The 15,617-nt window shown below is 60.3% G+C and carries 14 protein-coding genes; 2 read left to right on the forward strand and 12 right to left on the reverse strand.

The genetic code is table 11. The annotated features are described in order from the left end of the window. Positions 1–51: 51 nt before the first annotated feature. Both miaA and mutL read right to left on the reverse strand, forming a co-directional pair. Positions 52–1,011 (reverse strand): tRNA (adenosine(37)-N6)-dimethylallyltransferase MiaA, encoded by a 960-nt coding sequence (gene miaA, locus M4NBBH2_RS01920; RefSeq protein WP_116269492.1) that lies wholly within the window; start codon positions 1,009–1,011, stop codon positions 52–54. Continuing rightward, the gene (gene mutL / locus M4NBBH2_RS01925; RefSeq protein ID WP_116269493.1) at positions 1,011–3,059 is read right to left on the reverse strand and encodes a DNA mismatch repair endonuclease MutL; all 2,049 of its coding nucleotides are present in this window, start codon (positions 3,057–3,059) and stop codon (positions 1,011–1,013) included. Before mutL ends, miaA begins: the two co-directional genes overlap by 1 nt. A 165-nt stretch (positions 3,060–3,224) precedes the next feature. Here mutL and M4NBBH2_RS01930 point away from each other — a divergent pair, with 165 nt between their 5' ends. After that, complete coding sequence (locus M4NBBH2_RS01930; RefSeq protein ID WP_235005611.1) at positions 3,225–3,866, forward strand: VTT domain-containing protein; 642 nt, start codon at positions 3,225–3,227, stop codon at positions 3,864–3,866. A 99-nt stretch (positions 3,867–3,965) separates the two neighbouring features. Here M4NBBH2_RS01930 and M4NBBH2_RS01935 read toward each other — a convergent pair whose 3' ends face one another. The 4 genes from M4NBBH2_RS01935 to tkt form a co-directional block, all read right to left on the reverse strand. Continuing rightward, positions 3,966–5,168, reverse strand: a complete 1,203-nt coding sequence (locus M4NBBH2_RS01935) for a phosphoglycerate kinase (protein ID WP_116269495.1) — start codon at positions 5,166–5,168, stop codon at positions 3,966–3,968. A gap of 102 nt (positions 5,169–5,270) precedes the next feature. Beyond that, the gene (locus tag M4NBBH2_RS01940) at positions 5,271–6,134 is read right to left on the reverse strand and encodes an RNA methyltransferase (RefSeq protein WP_116269496.1); all 864 of its coding nucleotides are present in this window, start codon (positions 6,132–6,134) and stop codon (positions 5,271–5,273) included. Between the two features lie 83 nt (positions 6,135–6,217). Further along, positions 6,218–7,240 carry a type I glyceraldehyde-3-phosphate dehydrogenase gene (gap, locus tag M4NBBH2_RS01945; protein WP_022444047.1) on the reverse strand — a complete coding sequence of 341 codons (1,023 nt, stop codon included), beginning with the start codon at positions 7,238–7,240 and terminating at the stop codon, positions 6,218–6,220. Between the two features lie 27 nt (positions 7,241–7,267). After that, complete coding sequence (tkt, locus tag M4NBBH2_RS01950; RefSeq protein WP_116269497.1) at positions 7,268–9,271, reverse strand: transketolase; 2,004 nt, start codon at positions 9,269–9,271, stop codon at positions 7,268–7,270. A 190-nt stretch (positions 9,272–9,461) separates the two neighbouring features. Here tkt and M4NBBH2_RS01955 point away from each other — a divergent pair, with 190 nt between their 5' ends. After that, positions 9,462–10,199, forward strand: a complete 738-nt coding sequence (locus M4NBBH2_RS01955; protein WP_116269498.1) for a 16S rRNA (uracil(1498)-N(3))-methyltransferase — start codon at positions 9,462–9,464, stop codon at positions 10,197–10,199. 28 nt (positions 10,200–10,227) lie between these two features. On the opposite strand, the gene M4NBBH2_RS01960 is transcribed toward M4NBBH2_RS01955, so the two are convergent. The 6 genes from M4NBBH2_RS01960 to aroE form a co-directional block, all read right to left on the reverse strand. After that, on the reverse strand, positions 10,228–10,848 hold the full coding sequence (locus M4NBBH2_RS01960) for a hypothetical protein (protein ID WP_116269499.1): 621 nt from the start codon (positions 10,846–10,848) through the stop codon (positions 10,228–10,230). Positions 10,849–10,878: 30 nt separating this feature from the next. After that, the gene (locus M4NBBH2_RS01965; protein ID WP_116269500.1) at positions 10,879–11,322 is read right to left on the reverse strand and encodes a ribonuclease domain-containing protein; all 444 of its coding nucleotides are present in this window, start codon (positions 11,320–11,322) and stop codon (positions 10,879–10,881) included. Between the two features lie 78 nt (positions 11,323–11,400). Next, positions 11,401–12,060 (reverse strand): transglycosylase SLT domain-containing protein, encoded by a 660-nt coding sequence (locus tag M4NBBH2_RS01970; protein WP_160117833.1) that lies wholly within the window; start codon positions 12,058–12,060, stop codon positions 11,401–11,403. Between the two features lie 324 nt (positions 12,061–12,384). Next, positions 12,385–13,917 (reverse strand): magnesium transporter, encoded by a 1,533-nt coding sequence (gene mgtE / locus M4NBBH2_RS01975; RefSeq protein WP_370685251.1) that lies wholly within the window; start codon positions 13,915–13,917, stop codon positions 12,385–12,387. A gap of 83 nt (positions 13,918–14,000) precedes the next feature. Continuing rightward, a complete protein-coding gene (gene mtgA / locus M4NBBH2_RS01980) occupies positions 14,001–14,726 on the reverse strand; it encodes a monofunctional biosynthetic peptidoglycan transglycosylase (RefSeq protein ID WP_202973732.1) in 726 nt (241 codons plus the stop codon). After that, positions 14,723–15,550 (reverse strand): shikimate dehydrogenase, encoded by an 828-nt coding sequence (aroE, locus tag M4NBBH2_RS01985; protein ID WP_116269502.1) that lies wholly within the window; start codon positions 15,548–15,550, stop codon positions 14,723–14,725. Before aroE ends, mtgA begins: the two co-directional genes overlap by 4 nt. Between the last annotated feature and the right edge of the window lie 67 nt (positions 15,551–15,617).

A 15,617-nucleotide genomic window follows, 5' to 3' on the forward strand; every position in this document is an offset into this window, starting at 1 on the left:
AGGCCGCCTCGCAGAAAAGGTCGGAACTTATTCCTCGGTTCCGGCCTTTTTTCATGCCCGGACGACAGGCCTCCGCAGATCCCAGTCAAGCGACAGCGCATAGGCCTTCGCGTCCCGGAGCCCCGACTCGGTATAGGGATCAAACGCCCGGATCTCATCCTTCATGGAGCGAAGCCACGTGATCTGACGCTTCGCGAGCTGCCGCGTCGCGGCAATCGCCTTATCGCGGAACACCGCGTAGTCGGTTTCGCCTGCCAGATACTCGAGCGCCTGGCGGTACCCGACAGAGCGCATCGCGGGGGACTCCCGGTCAAACCCCGGAAGCCCGGTGAGACGCTTCATTTCGTCGAGAAACCCGGCTTCAAGCATCGCGTCAAACCGCTCGGCAATCTTCGCGTGGAGCGCCGCGCGGTCTTCAGGAAGCAGCGCGATCGCAGCAATCCGGAAGGGAGGAGCCGAATGCGGCTGCTCCGCGATTATCGCGGACATCGGCCGCCCGGTCATCCGGTAAACCTCAATCGCGCGGCTGATCCGCTGCCGGTCATTCGGTTTCAGGCGCGCCGCGGTCTCGGGATCCACTTTGGCGAGCTCTTCCCGCATCGCGGGCCACCCCTTTTCCTCTCCTTCCGCTGTCACCGCTTCCCGCACCGCAGGGTCCGTCGCCGGTAGCTCGGCAAGCCCGTGAAGCAGCGCGTTCGCGTAGAGCATCGTGCCGCCCACGAGGATCGGCAGCGCGCCGCGGGACCGGATTTCCGGGATGAGCTTCACGCAGTCCTCCGTAAAGTCCGCGACGTTATACGGTTCACCGATATCGCGGATATCAATCAGGTGGTGCGGCACACCGCCCCGCTCTGCTTCAGTAGGCTTGGCGGTCCCGATATCCATCCCGCGGTAAACGAGCGCTGAATCCACCGAAATCACTTCGGCCGGAAGCTCGGACGCGATGGAGAGTGACAGCGCCGTTTTGCCGCTTGCGGTCGGCCCGAGAATCATCAAGGCGTCAAAAGCCATCAGCGCCCCCTCAGGAAAAGCCGGTCAAGGTCGTCAAGCGACATCTGAATCCACGTCGGACGCCCGTGATTGCACTCATCCGCGCGGTCTGTCTTCTCCATTTCGCGGAGCAGCGCGTTCATTTCATCAAGGTTCAGAATGCGGTGGGCACGGATTGCGCCGTGGCACGCCATGGTGGAAAGAATTTCGTTCCGATGCTTCTCAAGCACCTGCGTCCCGCCAAACTCCCGGAAGTCATCCAGAATGTCGCGGATAAGCTGCGGTCCCTCGTGCTCAATATCCGCGGCGATCACAGCCGGAACGGTACGGAGCGTGAGATGCTCGGGAGACGCCGCTCCGACATCGAGCCCGAGGCTCTGAAGCTCGGCCTCATGCTCCTCGAACGCCGCCATCTCAAGCGGATTCACGGAAAAAACAAGAGGAATCAGAAGCTGCTGCGTCGGGATGCGGGAGGCATCCATCTGACGCTTCAGTTTTTCGTAGCAGATCCGTTCGTGGGCCGCGTGCATATCAACAATCACAAGGCCCTCGCGGTTTTCGGCGAGCACATAAATGCCGCCGACCTGCGCGAGCGCGCGCCCGAGCGGGAACGGATTTTCGTCTGTCGGAATCGGGACACCCTCCGGCACCTCAACGCCGCCCGTATGGCCGGCCGGCGTGCTGACGGAGAGAGGCGCTGCCGCGGGAGCAGCTGCCGTCGGTGATGCGGGTTCAGGAGCGCTGCCAGATGCTTCAGGAGCAGAGGCTGGCGGCTGAGGCTCCGTATGAGCCGGCGCGGCTCCCGTATCAAAGAGCTTCAGATAGGCGGATCCGGGGAGCGGCGGTTTCTTCCGGTCCCAGCTCAGCGTTTCACCGCGGCTCTGCTGACCGTACCCCGGTCTCGGGCGGCTTTCAAAGACGTTATCCCGGTTCTGAGGTGCGGATGAATGGCTGAAAAGCGGCTTCTGAGGGATGGCCCCCGGACTCACACCGCCAGTCACCTCAGCCTTCACGCCGGCCGCAGCGCCGCCAGAAAGCCCGGAAGGCGCGGAGCCGCTTGAAATCGCCGGGGCGAGCGCCGCCTCCACCGCATGGAATACAAACTGATGCACCCGCTGTCCCTCGCGGAAGCGGACCTCACTCTTTGTCGGATGCACATTCACGTCGACCTGCATGGGGTCAACGTCAAGGAAAAGGCAGAAGGAAGGCTGCGCGCCGTTATAAAGCACGTCGCTGTACCCCTGCTTCACCGCGTGCAGCAGCGTCTTATCCTTCACGCAGCGGCCGTTCACGAAGAAGAACTGCGCGTCACTCTTCTGACGCGCAGCGGTCGGTGTCCCAACCCAGCCGGTTACGGTGAGCCCAGGGGCCGACGCGTAGACTTCGCGCGACGCGTCCGCGAATTCCTTCGGGAGAATCATGTTCGCGCGTTCCCGCGGCGCCTGGGCGGGGAGCGCGTGAATTACGCGGCCGTTCGCCATGAAGCGCATATCAACATCGGGGTGGGAAAGCGCCGCGTGCTCAAACTGCCGGAGACAGTGCGCGGTTTCCGTCGCTTCGGACTTCAGGAATTTCCGTCTTGCCGGGGTCTTGAAGAAGAGATCCACCACTTCGATCTGTGTGCCCTGGCTGCCGGCCGCGGGCATCACGCCATCCTCGCTGATCGACCAGGCGTGATCCTCGTCCGCCGTACGGCTGATCAGGGTGAGGCCCGCGACAGAGGCGATGGAAGCGAGTGCCTCACCCCGGAACCCGAGGCTTCGGACACTCTCAAGCTCAATCAGATTCCGGATCTTGCTCGTCGCGTGGCGCTTCAGCGCGAGCGGCAGCTCTTCCTTCGGAATGCCGCAGCCGTTATCCGTCACGGATATGCGTCTGAGACCGCCGCCCTCGATCCGGACCTCAATCCGGGTCGCACCGGCGTCAAGCGCGTTTTCGACAAGCTCCTTCACGACTGACGCGGGGCGCTCAACCACCTCGCCTGCCGCAATCTGGCTGATCAGCTGGTCCGGGAGCTCGGCGATCGAACGCCTCGCTGCCGGCTTCTCTTCCTTCTCGATTTCTTCCATTCACACTCCGCGGATCATGTATTTAGCCGATTTCCCTACACTAGGTCCAATGATGGAACCCGCCTCAGTTGTTATGATAGGGAATTTCCGGTACTACTATCTGCCAGCGGCTAAAAAGCAAATTCCTCTATGGACTTGAGCGTCATACTTCAGCTATTCACCAACATGGATGCATTCCTGGTCAATCTGGCCTCGAATTACGGAATGATGATCTATGTGGTGATGTTCCTCATCTTCTATCTGGAAACGGGCGTCTTCGTCTTTTCCTTCCTTCCGGGAGACTCGCTCCTATTCGTGGCCGGCACGGTGGCTGCCGCCGGTACAACGAGCCCCTTCGGACTGATGCTCGCCGTGATCATCGGTGCCATCGTCGGGAACACTCAGGCCTATTCATTCGGCCGCTGGTTCGGCCAGAAAATTTACACGAAGAACTTCCTCTTCCTGAAGCAGGATAAGCTCATGCGGGCGAAGGTCTTCTATGACAAGCATGGCGGAAAGACCGTGTTCCTCGGCCGTTTCGTGCCGATCATCCGCGCGTTCGTTCCGATCATCGCGGGCGCCGCGAGCATGAAGTCACTCCGGTTTGAGTTCTATTCGATGACAGGCGCCGTCGCCTGGGCGGTCGGCCTGATCGGCGCCGGATATCTTTTCGGCAACATCCCGATCGTGAGAAATAACCTCACCGTGATCCTTCTGATCGGTGTGGCGGGTGCCTTCTCAGGCCCCATCATCATCGCCTGGATCCTCCGGATGCTGCATGCGAGGGATGCCCGAAAGGGAGTCCCGGTCACGCTGCCGAAGGACTGAGACCGAAAGGTCTTTCCTCTCCACACCCGGAAATAAGAAAACGGAGCTGAATCAGAATTCAGCTCCGTTTTTCATGCCGCTTATCTGAAGCGGTCAGACTCAGTCGTCCGCGCGGGCTTCAAGAGCCGCCACAGCGGGAAGCGTCTTGCCTTCGAGGAACTCGAGGAACGCGCCGCCGCCGGTCGAAATATAGGACACACGGTCCGCGATGCCGAACTGCTTCACAGCGGACACGGTGTCGCCGCCGCCCGCGATCGAGAACGCGCCGTCATCGGTCGCCGCGGCGATGGAGGCAGCAAGAGCCTTCGTACCGCCCGCGAACGGTTCCATTTCAAAGACACCGACCGGGCCGTTCCAGACGATCGTCTTCGCGGCGCGCACTTCACGGTCGAGTTCCTCACGGGACTTCGGGCCGATATCGAGAATCATCTCGTCATCTGCCACATCGCTCACGCTGCAGACACGGAACGGACCCTCGGCAGAGAACGTCTTCGAGACGACGACATCCACCGGAAGCGGCATCGTGGCGTGCTTCTCTTCAAGCGTCTTCAGAACGCGGAGGCATTCCGGAACGAGATCGGGCTCAGCGAGCGACTTGCCGATCGGGAAACCCTTCGCGAGGAGGAACGTGTTCGCGATGCCGCCGCCCACGACGAGACGGTCAACGGTCGAGGCAAGGTGATTCAGAATCGTGAGCTTCGTGGAGACCTTGGAGCCGGCAACGATCGCCATCAGCGGATGACGGGCTTCCTCAACAGCTGCGGTCAGCGCTTCGATCTCACGGGCCAGCAGCGGACCCGCGCAGGCGCACTTCGCGAAGTGCGCCACGCCTTCCGTCGTCGCCTCAGCGCGGTGAGACGTGCCGAACGCGTCATTCACGTAGACATCGCAGAGCGCCGCGTACTTGCGGGCGAGGTCTTCGTTGTTCTTCTTTTCGCCGACATTGAAGCGGCAGTTTTCGAGCATCACAACGTGACCCGGTTCAACCGTGACACCATCCACCCAGTTGCGCACGAGCGGCATTTCGGTGCCAAGGAGCTCGGAGAGGCGGTCAGCCACGTGGATCAGGCTCTCAGCTTCGGTCGGAACGCCTTCCTTCGGGCGGCCGAGGTGGCTCACCACCATCACCGCGGCACCGGCCCTCAGCGCCATCTGGATCGCCGGAACAGACGCCGTGAGGCGGGTCTCGTCCGTGATGCGGCCCGATTCATCGTGAGGGGCGTTCAGATCGCTTCTGATCAGCACCCGTTTTCCCGAAAGCTTTCCGGCGTCAGCCAGTTCCTGCAGTGTCTTAACCCGCATGTATCACTCCGTACAAATGGTTGTTTTAACGGCTGAGGTCTTCATCCCGCCTCAGCCGGCGCACATATTCTAAAGTGAAGAACGGCTTTTTCAAGAAAAAAGTTATCGGTCTTTTCCGGCGTGCCACCGTCCGGTATCCGGCGCCTCCGATGCCCCCGTTTCCTTTACGGACTCCTGCCACTGAGTGCGGGGCCTGATGACTGCGGCGCACACCGCGCGGAGCAGCACCACATCATCCTCCGTCAGAGAGGCGCGGCTGAAGATCGTCCGAAGCCGGTCCATGATCTTCCGATGATCCCCCTCTCTTGTCATTCCGACATGAATCAGCGCTTTTTCAAGATGCGAGATGAACCCCGCAACATCCGACGCTGAAGCGGGTTCCCCCGCCTTGAACCGAAGCTCCCAGGGAAGAAGGTCAGACGCCTTCCCCTCCGTCTCTCTCAGCGCTTCCCGCACCTCATACGCGCAGACCTGGACCGCCTGCGCGAGGTTAAGGCTCGGCATTTCGGAGTCAGCCGGAATCGCCGCGATCGCGTGGCAGAGCATCACCTCTTTATTGGACAGACCATCCCGCTCAGTGCCGAAAACAAACGCGATGTCGCCCGGGGCGGAATCCCCCGCGGTCTCAGAGAGCAGCGCGGCGGACGACGCCGCAGCGGTCCGGAGCGGATAGATCTTCGGCCCGAACTCGTGGTTATAGCCCGAGAGCGCCCAGGCGTAGCGGACGCCTTCCAGCGCTTCAGCAAGCGACGCGGTCTCGCGGCTCTCCGAAAGCACATCCTCCGCCTGAGTCGAGAGCCTCACCGCGTCCGGATCATGCCGGTAGTCCTTCACCCGGGGATTCGATATCCAGAGCTGACGGAACCCCATCGTCTTGATCGCGCGGGCAGCCGCGCCGATATTCGCCGGAATGCTCGGATCCGCCAGAATGAAGCGCACGCGGTCCGCCTTGAAACCCAGATCCATCTTTCTCCACCCGAAAAAAAACGGAGGCTGCCGAAAAAACCGGAAGCCTCCATATTGCCTTCAGAAAATTTTCTGCCGGCGGATTACTTGGCGAGCGCCATCGCGCGGGCCGTGTCGATCATACGGCAGGAGAAGCCCCACTCGTTGTCGTACCAGGAGCCGACCTTCACGAAGTTCGACTTGCCTTCGATCACCTTGGTGAACGTGGCGTCAAACGTGGAGGATTCGTGCGTGTGGTTGTAGTCGTGAGACACGAGCTTCTCTTCGGTGTAAGCGAGAACGCCGTGATAGGCCGGATCCTGAGCGGCAGCCTTCATGATCTCGTTCACTTCTTCCACGGTCGTTTCACGGCCAGCGGTGAAGCAGAGGTCAACGAACGACACATTCATCGTCGGGACGCGCATCGACACACCGTCGAGACGGCCGGCGAGTTCCGGCAGCACGAGGCCGATCGCCTTGGCGGCACCGGTCTTCGTCGGGATGATGGAGGAAACGGCGGAACGGGCGCGGCGCATATCCTTGTGGAACACGTCAACCAGCACCTGGTCATTCGTGAAGGAGTGAATCGTGGTCATCAGGCCGCGTTCAATGCCGAGCGAGCTATTAAGAGCCTTCGCGATCGGGGCGAGGCAGTTCGTCGTGCAGGAGCCGTTCGACACGATCTTCATGTCGGAGGTCAGCACATCATCATTCACGCCGTACACAACGGTCGCGTCGCAGTCCGTGCCAGGAGCGGAGATCAGCACCTTCTTCGCACCGCTCTCAAGGTGATAGGCAGCCTTTTCACGCGTACGGAAAGCGCCCGTGCATTCGAGCACCACGTCCACGTCGCAGGAAGCCCAGTCGATCTCGTGCGGATCACGGGTGGAGAACATCTTGATCTTGTCGCCGTCGACCGCGAAGTCCTGACCGTCGAGGATCTCAACCTTGGAAGCGAAACGGCCGTGGGTCGTGTCGTAGCGCAGCAGGTGCGCGTTGGTTTCGAGGTCACCGAGAGTGTTGATCGCAACAACCTGCACATCATCCCAGCGCTTTTCTTCGTAGAGGGCGCGGAGAACGCAGCGGCCGATGCGGCCAAAACCGTTAATGGCAAGACGAATAGTCATCTGTAGGGTCCTTTAAAAATCGTTTTCTCAGTGAAGGAGGTCCTTGACGCGGGCAACGCCGTTTTCAACCGTCAGACCGAAGAGCGGCCAGAGCTTCGAAGCCGGAGCCGAGGCGCCGAACTGATCGATGCCGAGCGACGCGCCGTTGCCGCGGGTGTACTTGTACCAGAGTTCCGTGCTGCCCGCCTCGATCGTGAGAACGGGGAGACCAGCCGGGAGAACGCTCTCGCGGTAAGCGGCGTCCTGGGCGTCGAACCGCTCCGTGCAGGGCATGGAGACGAGACGCACAGCGATACCTTCCTCAGCGAGCTTCTCCTGGATCGCGCTGCCGAGTGACACTTCCGTGCCGGTCGCGACGATCACAGCCTTCGGGCTTTCAGCGTCGGTGAGAATATACCCGCCTTTTCGGATCAGGTCAGCCTTGGCACCTGCCTGATGCAGGAACGGAACGCTCTGACGCGAGAAGATGAGGGCGCTCGGGCCGTTCTTCTTTTCAAAGGCGCAGCCCCAGGCGACAGCGGCTTCCACCGTATCGCACGGACGCCAGACATCCAGCCCCGGAATCAGGCGGAGGCTCGCGGTCTGCTCAATCGGCTGATGCGTCGGGCCGTCTTCGCCGACACCGATCGAGTCATGCGTGTAAACGAAGATCGAACGGATCTGCATCAGGGCGGCCATGCGGATGGCGTTCTTCGCGTAGTCAGAGAACGTGAGGAACGTGGCGCCGAACGGGATGAAGCCGCCGTAAAGCGCAATGCCATTCATAATCGCGGACATGCCGAATTCGCGGACGCCGTAGGAAATATGGCGGCCAGCGAGGTTATCGGTGCCGAACGCGGTGACGCCTTCCCAGTTCGTGAGGTTGGAGCTCGTGAGGTCAGCCGAGCCGCCGAGCGTCTCGGGGAGCTTCGGGCAGATCGCGCTCAGAGCCTTCTGGCTCGCCTTGCGGGTCGCGACCGATTCAGCGGCCTTCTCGGCAGCTTCCACGGCCTGAGCGACCGTTTCCGCGTAGTTCGCGGGAAGGTCACCCGCGATGCGGCGCTTCAGTTCAGAGGCGAGTTCCGGATACGCGGCAGCGTAGCCGTCAAACATCTTCTGGTAATCGGCTTCGAGCTTCTCACCCGTCGCGCGGGCGTCGAACGCGTCATACACGTCCTGCGGAATCTCAAACGGGCCGTACTCCCAGCCGAGCGCCTTCTTCGCCGCAGCGATTTCCTCGTCGCCGAGCGGAGCGCCGTGCACCTTGGAGGTGCCCTGGAACTTCGGGGAGCCCTTGCCGATCGTCGTCTTGCAGATAATGAGGGTCGGCTTTTCGCTCTGGGATTCGGCTTCATTGATCGCCTGGTCCACCGCGTCGATGCTGTGGCCGTCGATCGGGCCGATCACGTTCCAGCCATAGGCTTCGAAACGCTTTCTCGTATCGTCACCGAACCAGCCCTTCACGTTGCCGTCGATCGAAATGCCGTTGTCGTCATAGAAAGCGACGAGCTTGCCGAGCTGCCAGACACCGGCGAGCGAGCACGCTTCGTGGCTCACGCCTTCCATGAGGCAGCCGTCGCCGAGGAACACATACGTGCGGTTATTGATCACGGGGAAGCCGGGGCGGTTGAATTCAGCGGCGAGCATCTTCTCGGCGAGCGCCATGCCGATGCCGTTCGCAATACCCTGGCCAAGCGGCCCGGTGCTCGTCTCGACCCCCGGGGTCACACCCACTTCAGGGTGACCCGGCGTACGGGAGTGCAGCTGACGGAAGGACTTCAGATCATCCATCGAAAGATCGTAGCCCGTGAGGTGCAGCAGCGCGTACTGGAGCATCGAGCCGTGTCCGTTCGACAGAATGAAGCGATCGCGGCCGAGCCACTTCGGGTCTTTCGGGTTGTGGCGGAGATGGCGGGTCCACAGGGCGACAGCGATATCTGCCATGCCGAGGGGCATGCCGGGGTGACCCGACTTGGCTTTCTGAATGGAATCCATGGCAAGTGCACGGATGGCGTTTGCGAGCTTCTGCGGCGAAACGGAAGAATTCGACATTTTTTCCGGATGTGTTTTTAAGAAGATAATGAATTGGATTTAAGATGCAGGAGGAAAGCTGCACCGGCGATACATGCGTAAAAAGCATGCAGCGGTTTTTTCAGCCCCTAGATTTTAATGACTTTCACGGTGAACTTAAACTCTGAATCTTCACTGTTTCTGTTTTGAACAAATTCATACCGCCTTTCCTATGACGATTCCCCGCTTTTATGTCCCCGGTCCCTGGACCTCTGATCGGATCACGTTCCCTGAAAAAGCCTCCCACCACGCGATGCGCGTGCTCCGGATGAGAAACGGGGATGAGGCCGAGGTGTTTGACGGCGAGGGCCGGACAGCCAGAGGCCGGACAGAGTTCAGCAGTGAGGGGACCGTGCTCATCGCCGAGTCCTACCCCGAGCACGGACGCGAGTCGCCACTCTTCATTACGCTCGCGCAGGCCTTCGTGTCGCCTGACAAGATGGAGTGGATCACGGAGAAAGCGGTCGAGGCCGGAGCCTCCCGGATTGTGTTTTTCCCGGCCGCCCGGTCGGTCACGAAACTTTCAGGCGATAAGCTCACGAAGCGTCTTGAGAAACTCCGCGCCACCGCGGTCTCTGCCTGCGAGCAGTGCGGCCGGAGCCGGATTCCTGAAATAGAGACCTTTGCCTCAGCTGAAGCGATGCTTTCCGGACTGAACGCGGATGCCCGCGTGATTCTCGCTCCGTCGAGCGACCCGGGGCTCGCGCTCGGCGCCGCGCGGTCTGTCGTCTTCGCGGTCGGTCCTGAAGGGGGATTTTCTGAGGAAGAGCTGACGCTCGCGGATGGCGCAGGCTGGACCCGGGGGCTTCTCGGTCCCCGAGTTCTCCGGACAGAAACCGCGGGGCTTGTCGCGATCGCCTGCGCGAACGCCGTGTCGGGCGACTACGACATCACGGGAAGCCGCGCCTGAAAATTTCGATTGGGAGCGGCAGCCTTGGTCAGCCGCCGAAACGGGCGCGCGTGATCCGGGTCAGAATCGATTCGATCACGCCGCCAAGCGTCCAGTCCCAGGCAAGCGAAAAGGCTGCTGAAACCGCGGACAGAATGGCTGCGCCAATCCCGACCGGGAAATAGAAGTCAAAGAAACTCCGGACCGCCGGCTCAAGCGCCGGAGAGCTGATGCTGAGATCCGTGAGATCCTCAAGAATCAGAGTCGCCGCGTAGGAAATCAGGAAAGGGGCGAGCGCGAGAAGCCCGATCACGAGCAGCACCGAGAAAACCTTCTTCACGGGACGGTTCAGCGCGATCGTCCGGTCCATCACAAAGGGCCCCTTATAGCGGAGGCTCTCCTTCCAGAGTCCGATCACAAGACCGATAAAGAAAAGCAGCGTGCTCAGATCCAGAATCAGGATCGTCATGCCCTCAATGGCTCTGAGGAGCCCGTGCATCGCGAGAAGCGGGAACGTGAGGAGGAAGACCGCAAGCGGGAAAAGCCCCCAGCGGAACGCTGTGCCGACAGCGCCCTTTCCGCCGATCTTCGTAAACTGCCGCGCGACATAGGCACAGAGTCCGATTCCCAGCGCGAGGCCGAAAGCGACGATGAGAGTCCGAATCCACATGATGCGTGCGCCCTTATGAGACCGCCGCGGCTATTTTTCGCGAATCCGGTGCAGGATCTCGTAGTCGTCCGATGTGTACCAGTATTCGCCGCTCGTGGCGTAGTTGTTATCGCGACCGGCCCCAGCGACAATGCGCCGCTTGCCGAGACCTTTCACGCCCGGCGTGGGGACGATATAGACACGATAATAGCCTTTCCGCTTGATCGGCAGTTTTTTGTTGCCGTTGCGATACCGGATGCCGTCGTCTTTATAAGGAAAGGGGCCGCCCGCTTTGATAAGTTTCAGTTTCTGCTGGGCCTCAGGCGGAAGCTCTGCGACGGTGACGTCCTCCGCTTCTCCCCAGAGACTGCCCCAGTTCCCATCCTGATCACGCCCGTTCACCAGCACAACGGCTGCGATGGCAATGGTGGCAATCACGGCGATTGCGCCGACGCTGAAGAGCGCCTTGGATTTGGTGAGCAGGCTTTTTAACATATTCGGATTCTTTTATTGACAGTCGGGCCCATCCGCCTCGGAGGCGGAGCGCCGAGCCGTCAGCTTTTGTTAACCAGACTATCGGTTATCAGAAGAAGATCCGGAAAGCCAGTCCTTAAATTCTGAGAAAGTGCCGGAAATCCGTTCGGAGATGGACTCCGCGGGTTTCTTCGCGCGCTTAAGACGAACAGCCTGATTAACGTCGCCTTCCGCGGCAAGGCGGAGACGGCTGTGTTCGCGTGTAATTTTATTGCCATAACTGCCGTCTGTGGAACTGGCGCCCACGCCGACATAGCTCTTAAGCCCGCGCTGCAGGGAACCGGTGTCGTCGATCATGTCACGCAGAAGCTCGGACCCGACCTGCATATTCGTATGGATATCAAAGATTTCGCCGCCGTGACGCTCCACCCGCTGGGAGTGCGCGTTCGGCATGATCTGCATGAGACCGCTCGCGCCGGAGCGGCGATTCTTCGCGAGAGGATTGAACGTGGATTCCGCGGCCGTGATGGAAAGGAGCAGCAGCGGATCGAGATTATTCTTGCGCCCGGCTTCAATCGCCGCGTCAATAATCTGGCTGATACGTTCTTTCGGCACCTGGTAGGCGCGGCTCACATAAGCGATAAGGTTGGCCTTGAGGTCGCTCGTCGATTCAGATGACACCTGAGCCGATGCAGCGCCCGAGGCCGCTGCACTTCCACCCTTCGGCTCCGCCGCTCCCGCAGCCGCAACAGCGGTCACCCCGGCGACCAGAACGGCCGTACGGAGAAATTTTGCAGAATGATGGCGGAGTGAAAAATAAAATGATCGGCTCAAAAGTTTCATAGCATCTTTTTTACGCTCTGGGCCCCTCGGCGGAAAAAAGCAAAAACAACACTCCGCCGCGCCCAGGAGACAGACCCAGCCGGGCCTTCCTCAAGCGTTTTTGTATTTAATTCGTCCTTTTAGGGTGGAAAATTGCGGGGGCGCAAGTTCCCCCTGACCACTCATTTAACTGACCTAGTTTAACGGATTCAGAGCTAACCCGTTTTGCAAATTGCAAATTTTGGTGACAGAGGCGGTTTCTCAGCGGAAGAAAACCGTCGCGAGAGACAGGAAAATCAGGAATCCGCCCGAATCTGTCATGAAGGTAAGAAGCACCGATCCGCCCATCGCCGGATCGCGTCCGAGCGCCTTGAGAAGCATCGGAACCGCCACACCCACGACAGCGCCAAGCAGAATATTGAGCATCATCGCGAGGAACATCACGAACCCGAGCTTCATGCCCTGAGCCGTGTCGGCGTAGAGCAGCCAGGCGAGCGACCCGGCCACCAGGCCGCAGAGAATACCGTTGCAGATCGCCACCATCACCTCGCGGCGCACCACTTCAGGCGCGTTGCTTTCCGTCACCTGGCCCATCGCCATGGAGCGGACAAGGAGCGTGAGCGTCTGATTTCCGGAGTTGCCGGCCATACCGGCGACAATCGGCATCAGGGCGGCAAGCGCCACGACCTTTTCAATCGTCTCATCAAAGGCGCTGATCACGCGCGAGGCGAAGAATGCCGTGCAAAGGTTCACACCGAGCCAGAGCCAGCGGCTCTTCGCGGTTTCCCAGACACTGCTGAAAATATCCTGGTCTTCATCCAGACCGACGGCGCCGTACGCGTCCTCTTCGCTTTCCTCTCGGATCACGTCCACCACTTCGTCAACCGTGAGACGGCCGACGAGGCGCCCCGTCTCATCCACCACGGCGGCGGACACGAGGTCGTAGCGCTCGAACGCCTGCGCGGCGTCACCCACATCGTCAAGCGGCGAGAGCGTGAGCACATCCTTCTGCATCAGATCGCGCACCAGGCTGTCGGGGTCAGAAACCAGAATCTTGGTGAGCAGCAGCGTGCCCTTGAAGTGACCATGGCGGTCCACCACGAACACCTTGTCGGAGTGATCCGGCAGCGAATCAAAGCGCCTGAGATACGCGAGCACGGCGGCAAGCGTCGACTCCTCCCGCACGGACACCATTTCGAAGTCCATGCGCGACCCGACGCTGTCCTCCGGGTACGACATAGCGGCCCGCAGCTGGGACCGTTCTTCAAGCGACAGGGTTTCCTGCACCTCGGCCGTCACATCGGGCGGCAGATCCGGCACCAGGTCAGCGATTTCGTCGGTGTCGAGAGTTTCAACGGCGTCGACCAGCTCGTCGCGGTCCATCGCGTCGATCAGGGTCTCTCGGACGCCGTCGTTCACTTCAATCAGAATCTCGCCGTCCCGCTCGCTCTTTACGAAATTCCAGAGCGCGAGTCGCTCATCAAGAGGCAGCGCTTCGAGCACCCAGGCAATATCGGACGGATGGAGTTTTTCGCAGATTTCCCGAAGTTCTTCAGCCGCCTCAGGCGTCACCGGAGCGGCCTCGGATTTCTCCTCATTCTCTCCGGACTCTTTCTTCTGGCGTTTGTTTTCCGGCAGATCCTCAAGCCGCTCGAAGATCTGCTGGACACGCGCGAGAGCGTTGCTTGCGTCATCGGGATCGCGGGTCAGAGCGGACTCATGGCCAGGTGTCTGATCAGCGGCGGCAGCGCCCTCCGCCTTTTCCTCTTCCCTGTTTTCGTTCATTTCTGCCATGAAACTCGGCTCCGATGCTGGATTACGGGCGGGATCGCCCGGAAAAGATTGTACCCGCTCAGGCACTCCTTTCGGAAAAACACTTACTTCACGACGCTTTCTTTTGCTGCCCGAAGCGGCGTGTCACCCATATAGGCCTGAATACGACTGGCCTTTCTCTGGATATAAGCTGAATTCCGGTGTACCTGATAATACTTGGGCCGGGGCAGTATAGCGGCTAGGAACGCGGCCTGAGAACGGGATAGCTGAGAGGCGCTACAGCCAAAGTAATAGCGTGACGCCGCCTCAACGCCGAAGATCCCCTCTCCGAACTCCGCGGTATTGAGATAAACCTCAAGAATCCGGCTCTTAGGCCAGATGTAGTCGAGAACGAGGGAAATCAGGATTTCCCGGCCCTTGCGGATATAGCTTTTGTTATGCGAGAGAAAGACGTTCTTCACGACCTGCTGCGTGATCGTTGATCCGCCGCCGCCCTTTCCCTTCTCAATATGCTTCTCCATCGCGAGTTCGAGCGCGTCCCAGTCGACGCCGTCGTGATGCAGAAATTTCTGATCCTCGGACGCGATCACCGCCCGCTTGATGTTATTGCCCATGCGGGCAAGTGGGATCCACTGATGGCGCAGCTTCACGCCGGGCTTCTCAGCCTTCAGGCGCGCCGCCTCAAGCTTCATGTAAGGCGTCACCTCCGGGTTGATCCAGCGATAGGCAACCGCCTCCCCGATGATGAAAAGGTGCCAGAGGAGAGCTGCCGCGACGAGCAGCAGAAAAACCGTCGTGAGGATGCCGCGGCGCTTTTTCACGGGCGTCACTTCGCTGCGCGCTCCCGGATAAGGCGGCGGATGAGATCGTAGGTCTTCGAGGTATCCGGACGCGTGCCTCTCCAGTCGGCATAGCTTTCCGCGGCCTGCTCAATCAGCATGCCGAGGCCGTCAGCCACTTTCTTCGCGCCGCCTTTCTTCGCGAGCTCCATGAAAGGAGTGGGTTCCGCGCCGTAGACGAGGTCATAGGCGAGGGACACCTCGGCGAACACCGATTCGGGAACCGGGGGCACGATGTTGGAGAGGCTCGTTGAGGTCGCGTTGATCACGAGATCAAAGTGTTCAGCCGCCGTGGCTTCATACGGAATCGCGTCAACGCCGAAGACATCCGCGAGCGTCTGAGCCCGTTCGAGCGTGCGGTTTGCCACCGCGATCCACTTGGGGTTCTGCTCGAGAAGCGACGGGAGCAGCCCGCGGACGCCGCCGCCCGCTCCCAGCACAAGAATCGAGGCATTCGTGATATTGAAGCCGAACCGGGACGTGATATCGGTGACAAAGCCGATGCCATCCGTGTTGTCGCCGAGAATCTTGTTCCCGAAAACGAGCGTGTTCACGGCGCCGCAGCTTCGCGCGCGCTCCGTAAGCTTATCGGCAAACTTATAGGCATCGAGCTTGAAGGGCAGCGTGATGTTGCAGCCCTTGTAGCCCTCATCGAGGAGCTCTTCCGCTTTTTCCGCGAACTGACCGATAGGCACCTCGATTTTCTCGTACGAGATGTTTTCCCCCAGTTCTGCCGCGAAGCTCTGGTGGATTTCTGGAGAAAAGCTGTGCTGAATCGGATTACCCAGCACCGCGTAACGGTCAGGCTTTGTCATTTCAACGCACTCCTTTTTGCCGGAATTTGGGGCTTTGTCTGTCGCAAAGCCCCCTTTTCTATCTTTC

This window comes from Mesosutterella multiformis, assembly GCF_003402575.1.
GTDB classification, from domain to species: Bacteria; Pseudomonadota; Gammaproteobacteria; order Burkholderiales; family Burkholderiaceae_F; genus Mesosutterella; species Mesosutterella multiformis.